Below are 13,761 nucleotides of genomic sequence, written 5' to 3' on the forward strand. Positions count from 1 at the left end.
CCTGGCAGCTTCGGGTTTCTGCTGGTAGGGGGCGGGTGTGTTCCGCCGCCCGTCGAGCATCCAGCGGCCTTTCCCCGCGAGAGGACGGCCTCGATCCCCCGCCCGAACCGCTCCCCGCACCGGTGGTTGTTGCTTGGGTGGGATGCCGGTCGGGTGGGGTGCCGCTCGGGGCCTGGCGGCTCCTTCGCGGCTTGGCCGTTGTTCGTGCTTGCCGTTGTCCGGGTGCTCAATTGCCGCCCTGAGCATCGGCCACGGGTCTACCTGCCTGGGCCTGGTGGTCGGATGTGGCGTGCTGGGTGCCGGACGCGCCGTTGGCCGCTTCGGTGGGTCGGTACCGGGGGTGCTGTGGCCCTGTCACCCGGGTGTGTGGTGCCTGGCCCTGCGCGGGGGCATGGGCTCGGTGTGGGGATGGTCCAACCGAGGCGCGGGTGGGTCAGGTTTTGGGTGGCAGCATGGGCATGAGGATGTAGCGCAGGTCCACCTCCCCGGGGTCCACGGCGGTCAGGACTGTTGCCCGCATGCCAGGTTGGATCGCGAGGTGGACTCGCGTGCCCGTGAAGGGGCGTAAGGCGTCGAGCAGGTAGCGGGACTGGAAGGACGGGCTGGTGCGGCCGCCGGTGATGGTGGCTTTAACGGGTTCCTCGGCTTCGCCTGCTTGGTGGTCGGTGGCGCGGAGGCGGAGTTCGGTGTCGCCCACTTCCAGGTGGACCACGCCTCGGGGGTCGCTGTAGAGGGCTACTCGGCGGGTGGCGGCGGTGAGGGTGTCGGCGTCCGCTTCGACGTGGGTGTCGACGTTCGAGAGGGCGAGTTTGGTTTCGCTGAGGAAGGAGCCGTCTAGGACGGCGGTGGTGACCACGGTGTCGGACCAGGCCAGTGCCAGGTGGTTCTCGGTGGCCTGGAAGGTGACGCGGTCGATGTGCGCGACCTGTTTGCCCACCTCGGCGAGGAGGGCGGCCGGGACCATCAGGTCGATCTCGGTGTCGGCCGACCAGGGGATGCTGGCGATGGCCATGCGGTAGCGGTCGGTCGCGCGGAGGACGAGGCGGTCGCCCTCCGCGCGCAGCCGGACGCCGGTGAAGATCGGCAGGGCCTCGTCCCGGGACGCGGTGGTGGCGACCGTGGCCAGGGCGGCGGCGAACTGGGAACCGGAGACCGTGCCGCCGCCCACTGGGTCTTCCGGTGTGCCCGGGTGCAGGTCGACGTCGAGCAGGGGCAGGGCGAACCGGGCGCCGTCGGCGCGGATGGCGAGCCTGCTGCCCTCGACGACCAGCCGCACCTGGGGCTGAGTGAGCGCGCGCAGCGTCTCGGCCAGTGGCTTCGCGGGCACCAGGACCCGGCCCTCGGTGTGAACCAGCGCGTCGCGGGACACGCGGGCCGTGCGCTCGCGGTCGTTCGCGCCCAGCACCACGCCGTGCGCGTCCGCGGTGAGCAGGACACCGCTGAGCACGGGGTCGATCAGCTTCCCCGGCACGAGCCGCACCAGGTCGGCGGCCGCGGTGGCGAGGTGTTGGGTCGTTGCGGTCAGGTCCATGCCTCGAAGTTACCGGCGGCCACCGACAGCCGTCGGAAGTTATCCACAGGCTCAGACGAGGGCTGGCGACCGGCTCTCGACCGGGTGCGCGGGTTCTCCCACGGTCCTCCGACGTGCGTAGACGACCGCGGCGAACACCAGGCCCGCGCCCGCCGCCGCCAGGTAGGACGACCAGACGCCGACGTGCTCCACCAACTGTCCGCTTACCGACTGACCCGTAGCGAGTCCGAGAGTGACCGAGGTGATCACCCAGCCGAACGCCTCGGTGGCCGTGTTCTGCGGCGCGACCAGTTCGATCGCCGCCGAGTGCGTGGTGGCCTGCGGGGTCACCAGGGTGCCTGCGACCAGCAGCGCCAGCGCCAGGCCCAGCAGCGAGGTCGGGATCGCGAGCAGCGCCAGGAGCAGCGAGAACCCCGCGAGCAGCACGGGCAGCCGCAGGCGCATCGGCCGGGGCCACGGCCGCACGCCGTAGAGCACGCCGAAGATCACCGAGCTGACCGACCAGAGGCCGAGCAGCAGGCCGCCCGCCGGGGCGTTGCCCGCGTCGGTCGCCGCGGCCGGGACCGCGACCTCGATGAACCCGATGGTCACGCCGAAGCCCATGGCGGCCAGCGCGAGCGTGCGCATGCCGGGGCTGCCCAGGGCGCCGAGCAGGCCGCCGCCGCGCGGTTCGCCGCCCGAGGGCCGGAACCGGCGGATGGTCGGCGTCAGCGCGAACCAGACGCCGCCGAAGATCATGCAGGACGCGCCAGCGACCACTCCGGTGCCCGCCCACGGGGCCGCGAGCAGCAGACCGGACACGGCGGGGCCGAGGATGAAGAAGACCTCCATGCTGATCGCTTCGTAGGCCAGCGCGGCGTCGCGCGTGGGGCCGGGCGGGGTCAGCCGGGTCCACATCGCCCGGGACGCGGAGCCGGTCATCGGTTCGGACAGTCCGATGCCGACACCGAGCGCGATCAGGACCGGTGTCGCCGCGCGGGACTCGACGGCCAGCACACCCGCGGTGACCAGCACCGCGAAGACGGCGCAGGTGACCAGCAGCGGCCGGGACGGTCCGATGCGGTCCATGATCCGGCCCTGGAGCACCGACCCGACGGCGACGCCGATCAGCGCGCCCGCCGAGACGAGTCCGGCGGTGGCGAAGGAGCCGGTGGAGCGCTGGACGTAGAGCAGCAACGACAGGCCTACCATGGCGATCGGCATCCGGCCGATCAGGGCGGCCAGGACCGGGCCGCGCGCTCCAGGCGTGGTGAGGGCGGCGCGGTAGTCGGCGAGGCCAGAGGAGTGGGACATGCGTACCAGTATGCCGGTTTTCGGTACGGCCGTACCAGTAAATATCCGTGGTTTCCGCCACCCGAACCGGTGGTAAGTCTCAGATGGGTAACAGTCAGGCCGTTACGCGTAGAACCCGCGCAACGAAACAGGGGCGAATGGAGTCTCTGAGGGTGAATACGGGCGAAAGCCCTTGAGGTTTGGGTGGGAGTCCGTGCGATGGTTCTCCCAGCAACAAACACACCGCGAGTTCCCTCCGGCAACGGGTCGGGGCCTGGTCCGGAGGGCGGGGAGCGTGGGCCGTCGGGGGATGGTTCGCGCACAGCGAGAGGTCGGTGCGCCGCGTCGGGGGCGGCGCCCGACCTCTCGTCATGTGGAACGCAAGAGGGGCCCGGTCACCTGGTGACCGGGCCCCTCTTGTCTCAAGAGGTCTTAACGGGCGCGTCGTGCGAGCCGCTCCGGGTCGAGGATCAGCACGCTCTTGCCTTCCAGGCGCAGCCAGCCACGGTGCGCGAAGTCGGCCAGGGCCTTGTTCACGGTCTCGCGAGAGGCGCCGACGTACTGGGCGATCTCTTCCTGCGTGAGGTCGTGGGTGACCCGCAGCAGGCCCGCCTCCTGGCTGCCGAACCGCTGGGCGAGCTGCAGCAGCGCCTTGGCCACGCGGCCGGGCACGTCGGTGAAGATCAGGTCGGCCAGCATGCCGTTGGTCCGGCGCAGCCTGCGGGCGATCACGCGCAGCAGCTGCTCGGCGATCTCCGGGCGGGTCGCGATCCACTGCCGCAGCGCGGGCCGGTCCATCGTCACCGCGCGCACCTCGGTGACCGTGGTCGCCGTCGACGTGCGCGGGCCGGGGTCGAAGATCGACAGCTCGCCGAACATGTCGGACGGGCCGAAGATCCCCAGCAGGTTCTCGCGGCCGTCCGGGGACTTGCGGCCGAGCTTCACCTTGCCGGACTGGATGATGTAGAGCCGATCGCCGGGCTCGCCCTCGGCGAAGATCACGTGCCCCCGGGGGAACTCCACCGCTTCGAGCGTCTGTGCTAGCGCTTCCGCAGCGGCCGGCTCGACCCCTTGGAAGATGCCCGCACGGGCCAGGGTCTCATCCACCTCGGTCCTCCTGTTTCAACCCGGCGGTCGCGAAGGCTGCGTCGCCGATCACATGTGCAGTGTAGGGCGTGTGCCCGGATGGTCCGGGGGTGGCTCGCCGTCAGTCCGTTGTGGACCTCCGACGTGCCGGTCAACGCCCTAGCCGCATGACCTTAGCCTAGTCAGCCTAGTCGCGCCCCCGCCGACCACGCAGTTTCGCGGCGCGCCCGCCGAGCCTGCGCAGTCGGAACAGCTCAAGCGCGCGGCCGATGCCGTGGCCGTAGAGGGCGCGGACCTCGTCGGGGCGGGCCGACTCCAGGAACTCCTCGACGTCGGTCTCCTGGACCGCGACGTGGCGCAGCCTGGCCTCGACGCGTTCCATGAACAGCGCGAAGAACATGATCACTACGGGTACCGCGAACACGAACCAGACAGCCATGGTGTCGTCGATCCTCGCTCGTTCTCACTCCGTGCCGGGACCCGCCCGCGGTTCCGGCTGTCGACATCGGCTTGGTAGACGTCTAGGGCACATTTCGGGTTGTTCGACGGCCCGTAGGCTAGCGATGTGCCTCCCACCACCCGACGCCCGCCCCGGGCAGCAGCAGCCGCGGACGGCGGGTCCGCCCTCTCGGTGACCCGGAGGGTGCGGCGGATGACGCGCGCGCTGGCGGAGGGCTATCCCGACGCCCACTGCGAGCTCGACTTCGCCTCGCCGTTGGAACTGGCCGTGGCGACTATCTTGTCCGCGCAGTGCACGGATAAGAGGGTCAACGAGACCACCCCGGCGCTGTTTGCCCGCTACCGCACAGCCGCCGACTATGCGAGCGCGGACAGGACTGAGCTGGAAGAACTGATCAGACCTACCGGCTTCTACCGGAACAAGACCACTTCTCTTATCGGCCTGGGCGCGGCGCTGGTGGAGAAGCACGGCGGCGAGGTGCCGAAGACCCTCGCCGAGCTGGTGGCGCTGCCGGGCATCGGCCGCAAGACGGCCAACGTGATCCTCGGCAACGCCTTCGGTGTGCCCGGGATCACGGTCGACACGCACTTCGGGCGGCTGGTCCGGCGTTGGCGGTGGACCGAGGAGGAGGACCCGGTCAAGGTCGAGCACGCCGTCGGCGCGCTGGTCCCGCGCAAGGACTGGACCATGCTGTCGCACTGGGTGATCTTCCACGGCCGCCGCGTGTGCCACGCGCGCAAACCGGCGTGCGGGGCGTGCCTGCTCTATCGCGACTGCCCGTCGTTCGGCACCGGCCCGACCGAGCCGGAGCAGGCCGCGAAGCTGGTCAAAGGTGTGGAGGCCGACCACCTGATCGCCCTCGCCGAGCGCGCCCGCGACGGCTACCGCCCGGGGAAGTCGACCGGGTGACCGCACGCGCGAGGTGGGTGCTGGTCGCGGTGGTCCTGCTGGTCGCCGGGGTGGTGGCGGTGTGGCCCAGGGGCGGCGACCCGGAGCCGGTCGCCGCGCCGCCCGAGCCCGACCTCACCGCGTCGCGGGCGGCTGCCGCGCTTGAGCCGTGCCCCGCGGGCGCGGGCGGGCCCGCCGCGCTACGGGAAGCGCGGGCCGAGTGCCTGGCTGACGGTTCGCGGGTAGTCGCGGGCAACGTCCTGGGTGGGCGGGCCGTCCTGGTGAACGTGTGGGCTACCTGGTGTCCGCCGTGCCGTGACGAGTTGCCGCTGCTTGCCGAGTACGCGGCAAGCCAGGACGCGGTGGACGTGGTCGGCGTGGCGATCAAGAGCCCGCCGAAGGACGTGCTGGACCTCCTGCACACCCTCGACGTGCGCTTCCCGAACCTGCTGGACCGCGACGGGTCGGTCGAACGGGGGCTCAAGGTGCCCGACGCGCTGCCCGCGTCCTACCTGGTCGCCGCGGACGGCACGGTCACCTTCGTCGGCCAGCCCCGGGTGTTCCGCGGCGTGGACGACATCCGCGAGGCCGTGAGCCGCTATCTCGGAGGAGCTCCATGAGCGAGCTTGCGAGCGAATCATCAACACAGTGCGTGGGAGGCCGCCGAACTGGTGAGGTGGCACGGTGACCACGCATGGACCGTTGGTCGATCCGGGGGAGCTGCCGGACTGGCTGCGCCCGCTGGTGGCGGCCACCGCGGACCTGGACGAGAACCTGTGGCGCCGGTTCTCCGCCTCCGGGCCCGACGCGCGGGACGCGGCGGTGCTGATGCTGCTCGGCGAGGACCCGGCGCGCGGCCCCGACCTGCTGTTCCAGCTGCGCGCGGACACCGGCGGCAAGCACTCCGGGCAGGTCGCCTTTCCCGGCGGCGCGGCCGAGCCGGGCGACGACGGCCCGGTGGCCACGGCGCTGCGCGAGGCGGTCGAGGAAACCGGGCTCGACCCGGCCGGGGTGCGCCCGGTGGCGCTGCTGCCCAAGCTGCACGTGCCCGTGTCTCGGTTCGACGTGGCGCCGGTGCTGGCGCACTGGGTGTCGCCGAGCCCGGTCCGGGCCGTCGACCCGGCCGAGACGCAGGCCGTCGCCCGGGTGCCGCTGGCCGACCTGGCCGACCCGGCTAACCGGTTCCAGGTAAAGCACCCCTCGGGGTATGTCGGGCCCGCGTTCGCCGCGCCGGGCATGCTGATCTGGGGTTTCACCGCGGGCCTGCTGACCATGCTGCTCGCCGTGGGCGGGTGGGAGCGGGAGTGGGATGCCGCCGACGTGCGCGACCTTGACGTAGCGTGGCGCACCATCGGTCCCCGAAGCGCGGAGGTCTAGGGCGTGAACTGGGTGGACGTGCTTGTCATCGCGCTCGCCGTGCTGGCGGCGGTCTCGGGCGCGAGACAGGGCGTGATCACCGCGTTGCCCGCCTTCATCGGGGTGCTGATCGGCGCGATCGCCGGGATCAAGGTCGCGCCGCTGGTGGTCGAGCAGATCGAGTCGACGCCGACGCGGGTGGCCTTCGCGGTCGCGATCTTCGTTCTCCTGGTCGCGTTGGGCGAGACGTTCGGCGTGTGGGTCGGCAGGACTATCCGACAGAAGATTTCCTCGCCCAAGTTCGTCGGGGTCGACAGCGCGTTGGGCGCTGTCGTGCAGGGCGCTGTCGTGTTCGTCGTGTCCTGGCTTATCGGGGTGCCGTTGACCACGGTCGGCGGACTTCCCGGGCTCGCGTCAGCGATCAACGACTCGGCTGTCCTCGGCGGGGTGAACGAGGTCATGCCGCAGGCCGCCCGGGGGCTGCCAAACGAGCTGCGGCAGCTGCTGGATGTCTCCGGCTTCCCGGCCGCGGTCGACCCGTTCAACCGGACGCCGAACAAGGAGGTCGAGCCGCCGGACCCGGCGTTGCAGGCCAGCGACGTGGTCCAGCGGATCCGACCGAGCGTGCTCAAGATCAACGCCAGGGCGCCGTCGTGCGAGCGGGCGCTGGAGGGCAGCGGGTTCGTGATCGCGCCGCAGCGGGTGATGACCAACGCGCACGTGGTCGCGGGCACCGACGAGGTGACCGTGGAGTCCGCCGGGCGGACGCTGCGGGCCCGGGTCGTGCACTACGACCCCCAGACGGACGTGGCGATCCTGACCGTTCCCGGCCTCGCGGCGCAGCCCCTGCCGTTCGCGCCCGGCGACGCCACCAGCGGCCAGGACGGCATTGTGCTCGGCTACCCGTTGGACGGCCCGTACACGGCCTCACCCGCGCGCGTGCGCGACCGCATCCCGTTGCGCGGTCCGGACATCTATGACTCGGCCACGGTCAACCGCGACGTCTTCACGCTGCGCGCCAAAGTGCTCAGCGGCAACTCCGGCGGCCCGCTGGTGAACACGCGCGGCGAGGTCATCGGCGTGGTCTTCGGCGCCGCTGTCGACAACTCGGAAACCGGGTTCGCGCTCACCGCGGCCGAGATCCGCCCCGAGGTGGGGCAGGCGCCGTCGATGGTCCAGCCGGTCGGCACGGGTCGCTGCGCGAGCTGACCGCTACCCCTTGACGAACGCGGTGAGCAGCTCGTTCGTCACGGTGGGGGCTTCCTCGTGCGGGAAGTGCCCGATGCCAGCCAGTTCGTGCTTCTCGGCCCGCCCGCCGATCCACGGGCCGGAAGCGTCCCGAGTGCGGGCCAGCACGCACGGGTCGGCGGCTCCGTAGACCTGGAGCACGGGGACGTCGATCGTGCGGGCCAGCGCCTCGCTGAACCGGCGGCCTTCGCCGCGCAGCTGCGAGCGCATCGCCCACCGGTAGTACTCCAGCGAGCAGTGCGCGGTGCCCTGGACGAGCACGGCGTCGCGGTAGCGCTCGGCCGCCTCGGCGAACTCCCGGGAGCGCGGCCACTGTTCGCCCGACCAGCCGCGCAGCAGGGTCTCCACGGTGGCACCGCCGTCCCGGGTGAGCCAGCGTTCGGGGGCCATGGGGATCTGGGCGCGGAAGAGGTGGCCCGACGCGCGGGCCTGGTTGCGCGGACGGCGGCGCAGAGCCGTGCGGCGGATCTGGCCGCGCAGGGCAAGGGGGTGCGGCGCGGACAGCGCGCTTACCGAGCGCACAACACGCGGGTGCATGGCGGCTACCGTCCAGCCGAGAAGCCCGCCCCAGCCGTGGCCCACGAGGTGCGCTTTGCTCTCGCCGAGAGACTTGACCAGACCCGCTATGTCGCCCGCGAGGGTCCAGCCGTCGTAGCCGCGCGGCGGCTTATCTGAATCGCCGTAGCCGCGCAGGTCCACCGCGACCGCCCGGAACCCGGCGTCGCCCAGCGCGGTCAGCTGGCGCCGCCAGGTCCACCAGAACTCGGCGAACCCGTGCAGCAGCAGCACCAGCGGGCCCTCGCCGGTCTCGGCGACGTGCAGGCGGATGCCGTTCGCGTACACGTCCCGGTGCGCCCACGGCCCATCGATGCGGACGCTCGACGGATCCGGGCGGGCGAACACGGCGCTGCTCGCCCGCGTCAGGGCTTGCGTTCGCCGCGTTGGGTCAGCGCGGCAGCGGTGTCCTTGACCGAGTTGATCGTGCGTTCCGGCGCGCGGATAGCGCGGACCTTGCGCCAGCCCAGCAGCGCGAACAGGGTCGCGAACAGCAGCATGGCGATGAAGACCGCGCCGAACGCGACCGAGCGCAGCAACCCGAAGTCGGCCAGCATCTCGGCGAGCGCGAAGAACAGGAAGAACGAGCTGTAAAGCAGGACCACCAGGGCGACGATGAAGAAGATGCTGCCCTTGACGCCCTTCTTGATCTCTCTGGTGACCTCGGATTTGGCCAGCTCGACCTCTGCCCTGACCAAGGTCGACAGGTGGGTCGTGGCGTCCTTGACCAGGGTCCCGATGGACTGGTCACCGACCGCCGCGAGGGCGCGGTCGTCAGCCAGGGGGATCGAGGGGACTTGTGGCAGCCCCGAACCGTCTGCGTTTCCGTGCGCGCTGGTCACCTGCGACATCGTGCCATGCTCGACTCCCGGTGGCCGTCCGGGCTGGTCACTCCGCGTTTCTTGTCTCACCTGCTCAGTCGTCCTGGTGCGCCTTGCTCCGCTTGATCAGGAGAGCGGCGGCCAGCAGCGACGCGACAGCCGAGGCGATCAGGACCGCGGCCTTGGCCAGTTCGGCGTTCTCCGCGTCCAAGGAAAGATCGGCGATCAAGAGGCTGACGGTGAAGCCGACGCCGCCCAGCATGGCGACCGCGAAGAGGTCGCGTTTGCCCAAGTCCGGCGGCAGAACCGCGAGTTTGAGCCGCACGGCGAGCAGGGCGGTGCCGGTGATGCCGATGAGCTTGCCGACGACCAGACCGATGATCACCGCCAGCGCCATCCGGTCGTGCGTCAGCTTGCCCAGCGTCTCGCCGTTCACCGGGACCCCGGCCGCGAATAGCGCGAACACCGGCACGGCGAGTCCGGCCGACCACGGCTGGAGCCGGTGCTCCAGGCGCAGGCAGGGCGATTCCTTCTCGAACGGGTCCCGCCGGACCCGGGTGAGCAGGCCCAGCGCGACGCCCGCCACGGTCGCGTGCACGCCGGAGGAGTGCACGGCGACCCACACCGCCACCGCGAGCGGCACGTACAGCCAGGCCGAGGTGACCCGCTTGCGCTGGAGGTGCCAGTAGAGCGCGAGCAGCAGCACCGCGACGCCGAATGCGATCAGGTCGAACGTGCTGGTGAACAGGATCGCGATGATCAGGATCGCGCCGAGGTCGTCGACCACCGCGAGGCTGAGCAGGAACACTCGCGCGCTGTTGGGCATACCGGAGCCGGTAAGCGCCAAGACCCCCAGCGCGAACGCGATGTCGGTAGCGACAGGAACGGCCCACACATCGCCCGCGCGCGGGTCTCCCCAGGCGACCGACAGCGCGATCACCGCGGGCACGACCATGCCGCCGAACGCGGCGATCGCGGGCAGCACCGCCGCCTTGAGGGTGGACAGTTCGCCGATGACCAGTTCGCGTTTGAGTTCGAGGCCCGCGACGAAGAAGAACAGCGCGAGCAGGCCGTCCTTGGCCCAGTCGCCGACGCTGAGGTTCAGGTGCAGCAGGTGCGGGCCGATCTCGGCTTCCCGCACCGCCTGGTAGATCCCGCCCGCCGGGGAGTTGGCCCAGAGCAGCGCGACCGCTGTCGCGGCGAGCAGGATCAGGCCGCCGACCGTCTCGGTGCGCAGGAAGCGGGCGAACTCCGCGACCGCCTTCGGCGTGCGGGTGCTGCGGCGGCGGTGTGACAAAGGTTACTCCCGGGTCGGCGGACAGCTCGGCCTTGTTGCCGACCAGGCTTCCCGGCGCACCTTTACGGGACTCTAACGCACGATCGTCAGCCGACAGTGACGCCGAACAGGACGCCGACGTAATAGGTGATGACCATCGCAAGAGTCCCTACCAGCACGTTCCTCGCTATCGCCCGGCCAGCGGGCGCCTCGCCGAGCCGCGCGCTGATCGCTCCGGTCAGGACCAGGCCGACCACCACCGCGACGATGCACGTCCACACGCGCGCGCCGACCGGGGGCAGGGCGATCGCGATCAGCGGGATGAGCGCGCCCACCGCGAACGACACGAACGACGCCCACGCCGCCTGCCACGGGCTGGTCAGGTTCTCCGGGTCGATCTGCAACTCGGCCTCGGCGTGGGCGAGCAGCGCGTTCTTCTCGGTGAGCTCGCGCGCCACCTGCGCGGCGAGTTCAGGGGACAGGCCCTTCTCCTCGTAGATCCCGGCAAGCTCGCGCTCTTCGGCGTCGGGCATCTCGGCGAGTTCGCGTTCCTCCTTGCGCAGCGCGGCCCGCTCGGTGTCGCGCTGCGTGCTGACCGAGACGTACTCGCCGCCCGCCATCGACAGCGCGCCCGCGACCAGGCCCGCCACCCCGGCCGCCAAGACGGCCGTGCGGTCGGTCGTCGCGCCCGCGACGCCCACGACGAGGCCCGCGGTCGAGATGATGCCGTCGTTGGCGCCCAGCACGCCCGCGCGCAGCCAGTTGAGCCTGCCGGACAGGTCGTCGTGGTGCGGTTCGTTTCGGTGCGCGCCCGGGATATCGCTTTCGGTGGCCACCCGGGCATTCTCCGTTGGTTCGGGCAGCCCGGCCACTTTCCCCCGGCGGCCGTGGCCGAAGATGACGGTGTGAACCTCGGTAAACCGATGAGCACTTGGCGGGCCGTCTCGCTGATGTTCCGGGTGCCTCGGCGTGGCCGCGGTTTCTGGTTCAGCCTGGCCATCGACGTGCTCTGGCCGCTGATGGCGGTCTTCACCCGCCTGCGTTTCCTGGGCGGGGAGAAGCTGCCCAAGAGCGGCGGCGTGCTGCTCGCGTCCAACCACCTGTCTTACGCGGACCCGGTGACGGTCACCGCGTTCGCGTTGGCGGCCGGGCGAATCCCGCGCTACCTGGCGAAGGCGGACCTGTGGCGCGTGCCCGTGGTCGGGAAGGTCCTCGCGGGCGGCGGCCACATCCCGGTCGAGCGCGGCACAGCGCAGGCCCGACACGCTTACCGCGGCGCTGTTGACGCTGTCCGTCGCGGAGAGTGCGTTGTCTTCTTCCCCGAGGCAGGCTTTTCCGACGACGCGGACAACTGGCCCTCCGCGCGGGTCAAGAACGGCGTCGCCCGGGTCGCGCTGGAGACCGGCGCGCCGGTGATCCCGGTCGTCAACTGGGGCACGCACGCGGTCTTGCCCGCCACCGCGAAGCTCCCGCGCGTGTTTCCCCGCCGGACGGTCAACATCGTTACCGGCGACCCGGTAGACCTGTCCGACCTCACGTCCACCGACCGCCAAAGCCTGGACGAGGCGACCAAACGCATCATGCACGCCATCACCGAACTGCTGGCGGACCTGCGCGGCGAGCGCCCGCCCACCCGCTGAGCCGGGGCCCGCGGGACTCGCCCGCGGGCCCCGGGCGCTCAGTCCTCGCTGGGGGCGTTCTTCAGCCCATCGGTGATGAGGTCCATGACGGTGGTGTCGGCGAGGGTGGTGGTGTCGCCGATTTCGCGGTTTTCGGCGACGTCGCGGAGGAGTCGGCGCATGATTTTGCCGCTGCGGGTTTTGGGGAGTTCGTTGACGATGAGGATTTGTCGTGGTTTGGCGATGGGTCCGATTTGGGTGGCGACGTGGTCGCGGAGTGTGGTGGTGGTGTGGGGGGTGGGGGTGGTGTCGGCGCGGAGGATGACGAAGGCGACGATGCCTTGGCCGGTGGTGGGGTCGGTGGCTCCGACGACGGCGGCTTCGGCGACGGTGGGGTGGGAGACGAGGGCGGATTCGACTTCGGTGGTGGAGATGCGGTGTCCGGAGATGTTCATGACGTCGTCGACGCGGCCCAGCAGCCAGATGTCGCCGTCGTGGTCGTATTTGGCGCCGTCGCCTGCGAAGTAGTAGCCGTGGTGGGCGTATTTGGTCCAGTAGGTGTTCTGGTAGCGGTCGGGGTCGCCCCAGATCCCGCGCAGCATCGAGGGCCAGGGCTTGTCCAGCACCAAGTAGCCGCCGGACCCGTGAGGGACGGGGTTCCCTTGTTCGTCCACGACCAGGGCGCTGATCCCTGGGAGGGGTTGTTGGGCGGAGCCGGGTTTGGTGTGGGTGACGCCGGGGAGGGGGCTGATCATGATGGCGCCGGTCTCGGTCTGCCACCAGGTGTCGACCACCGGTGTGCGGTCGTGGCCGATGTGGTGGCGGTACCAGACCCACGCTTCGGGGTTGATCGGTTCCCCCACCGACCCCAACAAGCGCAGTGAGGACAGGTCGTAGCCGGCGGGGATGTCCGCGCCCCATTTCATGAAGGTGCGGATCAGGGTGGGGGCGGTGTAGTAGATGGTGACCTTGTGGTGGTCGATGATTTCCCAGTGGCGGCCGGGGTGGGGGGTGTTGGGGGTGCCTTCGTAGACGATTTGGGTGGTGGCGTTGGACAGGGGCCCGTAGACGATGTAGGTGTGGCCGGTGACCCAGCCGATGTCGGCGGTGCACCAGTAGACGTCGGTGTCGGGTTTGAGGTCGAACACGGCGTGGTGGGTGTAGGAGGCTTGGGTGAGGTAGCCGCCGCTGGTGTGGAGGATGCCTTTGGGTTTTCCGGTGGTGCCGGAGGTGTAGAGGATGAACAGGGGGTGCTCGGAGTCGAACGCCTCCGGGACGTGGGCCTCCGGTTGGGGGTCGATCAGGTCGTGCCACCACAGATCCCGCCCCTCGGTCCACGGGACCTCGACCCCGGTCCGGCGCACCACCAGGACATGCTCGATCGACGGGGTCTGGGCGACCGCTTGGTCGGTGTTGGTTTTCATCGGGGCGGGGGTCCCGCGCCGGTACTGGCCGTCGGAGGTGATCAGCAACCGCGCCCCCGCGTCCTCGATACGGGTCCGCAGCGCGGTGGGGGAGAACCCGCCGAAGACCACCGAGTGGACCAAACCCAGGCGGGCGCAGGCCAGCATCGCGTACACGGCCTCGGGGATCATCGGCAACTGGATCGCGACCCGGTCCCCCGCGACCAGGCCGAGTGAGGCCAAGGC

At 70.8% G+C, this 13,761-nt stretch carries 14 protein-coding genes; 5 read left to right on the plus strand and 9 right to left on the minus strand.

The window, feature by feature from the left end:
* Positions 1-433 precede the first annotated feature (433 nt).
* The 4 genes from dnaN to ACZ6SD_RS22255 all read right to left on the minus strand — a co-directional run bounded on the left by dnaN (position 434) and on the right by ACZ6SD_RS22255 (position 4,328).
* Positions 434-1,531: a DNA polymerase III subunit beta gene (gene dnaN, locus ACZ6SD_RS22240; protein ID WP_465318881.1), complete on the minus strand. Its 1,098-nt coding sequence runs from the start codon at positions 1,529-1,531 to the stop codon at positions 434-436.
* 51 nt (positions 1,532-1,582) lie between these two features.
* Complete coding sequence (locus ACZ6SD_RS22245) at positions 1,583-2,824, minus strand: MFS transporter (RefSeq protein WP_465318882.1); 1,242 nt, start codon at positions 2,822-2,824, stop codon at positions 1,583-1,585.
* 411 nt (positions 2,825-3,235) lie between these two features.
* Complete coding sequence (locus ACZ6SD_RS22250) at positions 3,236-3,910, minus strand: Crp/Fnr family transcriptional regulator (protein ID WP_018683904.1); 675 nt, start codon at positions 3,908-3,910, stop codon at positions 3,236-3,238.
* Between the two features lie 166 nt (positions 3,911-4,076).
* Positions 4,077-4,328 (minus strand): hypothetical protein, encoded by a 252-nt coding sequence (locus ACZ6SD_RS22255; RefSeq protein ID WP_091456787.1) that lies wholly within the window; start codon positions 4,326-4,328, stop codon positions 4,077-4,079.
* 213 nt (positions 4,329-4,541) lie between these two features.
* On the opposite strand from ACZ6SD_RS22255, the gene nth reads away from it, so the two are divergent.
* The 4 genes from nth (at position 4,542) to ACZ6SD_RS22275 (ending at position 7,802) form a co-directional block, all read left to right on the plus strand.
* Positions 4,542-5,258, plus strand: coding sequence for an endonuclease III (gene nth / locus ACZ6SD_RS22260; protein WP_465318883.1), 717 nt, complete (start codon positions 4,542-4,544; stop codon positions 5,256-5,258).
* The gene (locus ACZ6SD_RS22265; protein ID WP_465318884.1) at positions 5,255-5,857 is read left to right on the plus strand and encodes a TlpA family protein disulfide reductase; all 603 of its coding nucleotides are present in this window, start codon (positions 5,255-5,257) and stop codon (positions 5,855-5,857) included. Before nth ends, ACZ6SD_RS22265 begins: the two co-directional genes overlap by 4 nt.
* A gap of 64 nt (positions 5,858-5,921) precedes the next feature.
* Complete coding sequence (locus ACZ6SD_RS22270) at positions 5,922-6,614, plus strand: NUDIX hydrolase (RefSeq protein WP_465318885.1); 693 nt, start codon at positions 5,922-5,924, stop codon at positions 6,612-6,614.
* 3 nt (positions 6,615-6,617) lie between these two features.
* Complete coding sequence (locus ACZ6SD_RS22275; protein WP_465318886.1) at positions 6,618-7,802, plus strand: MarP family serine protease; 1,185 nt, start codon at positions 6,618-6,620, stop codon at positions 7,800-7,802.
* A 3-nt stretch (positions 7,803-7,805) separates the two neighbouring features.
* On the opposite strand, the gene ACZ6SD_RS22280 is transcribed toward ACZ6SD_RS22275, so the two are convergent.
* From ACZ6SD_RS22280 to ACZ6SD_RS22295, 4 genes are all read right to left on the minus strand, one after another.
* Positions 7,806-8,744 carry an alpha/beta fold hydrolase gene (locus ACZ6SD_RS22280; protein WP_465318887.1) on the minus strand — a complete coding sequence of 313 codons (939 nt, stop codon included), beginning with the start codon at positions 8,742-8,744 and terminating at the stop codon, positions 7,806-7,808.
* Positions 8,745-8,761: 17 nt separating this feature from the next.
* Complete coding sequence (locus ACZ6SD_RS22285) at positions 8,762-9,247, minus strand: phage holin family protein (RefSeq protein WP_465318888.1); 486 nt, start codon at positions 9,245-9,247, stop codon at positions 8,762-8,764.
* A 64-nt stretch (positions 9,248-9,311) separates the two neighbouring features.
* Positions 9,312-10,514: a Na+/H+ antiporter NhaA gene (nhaA, locus tag ACZ6SD_RS22290; RefSeq protein ID WP_465318889.1), complete on the minus strand. Its 1,203-nt coding sequence runs from the start codon at positions 10,512-10,514 to the stop codon at positions 9,312-9,314.
* Positions 10,515-10,600: 86 nt separating this feature from the next.
* Positions 10,601-11,329 (minus strand): VIT1/CCC1 transporter family protein, encoded by a 729-nt coding sequence (locus ACZ6SD_RS22295; protein WP_465318891.1) that lies wholly within the window; start codon positions 11,327-11,329, stop codon positions 10,601-10,603.
* 87 nt (positions 11,330-11,416) lie between these two features.
* On the opposite strand from ACZ6SD_RS22295, the gene ACZ6SD_RS22300 reads away from it, so the two are divergent.
* Positions 11,417-12,133 carry a lysophospholipid acyltransferase family protein gene (locus ACZ6SD_RS22300; protein ID WP_465318892.1) on the plus strand — a complete coding sequence of 239 codons (717 nt, stop codon included), beginning with the start codon at positions 11,417-11,419 and terminating at the stop codon, positions 12,131-12,133.
* Between the two features lie 38 nt (positions 12,134-12,171).
* On the opposite strand, the gene acs is transcribed toward ACZ6SD_RS22300, so the two are convergent.
* On the minus strand, positions 12,172-13,761 hold a 1,590-nt coding region (gene acs, locus ACZ6SD_RS22305), incomplete at its 5' end, for an acetate--CoA ligase (RefSeq protein WP_465318893.1).

It is taken from the genome of Actinokineospora sp. NPDC051303 (assembly GCF_055586285.1).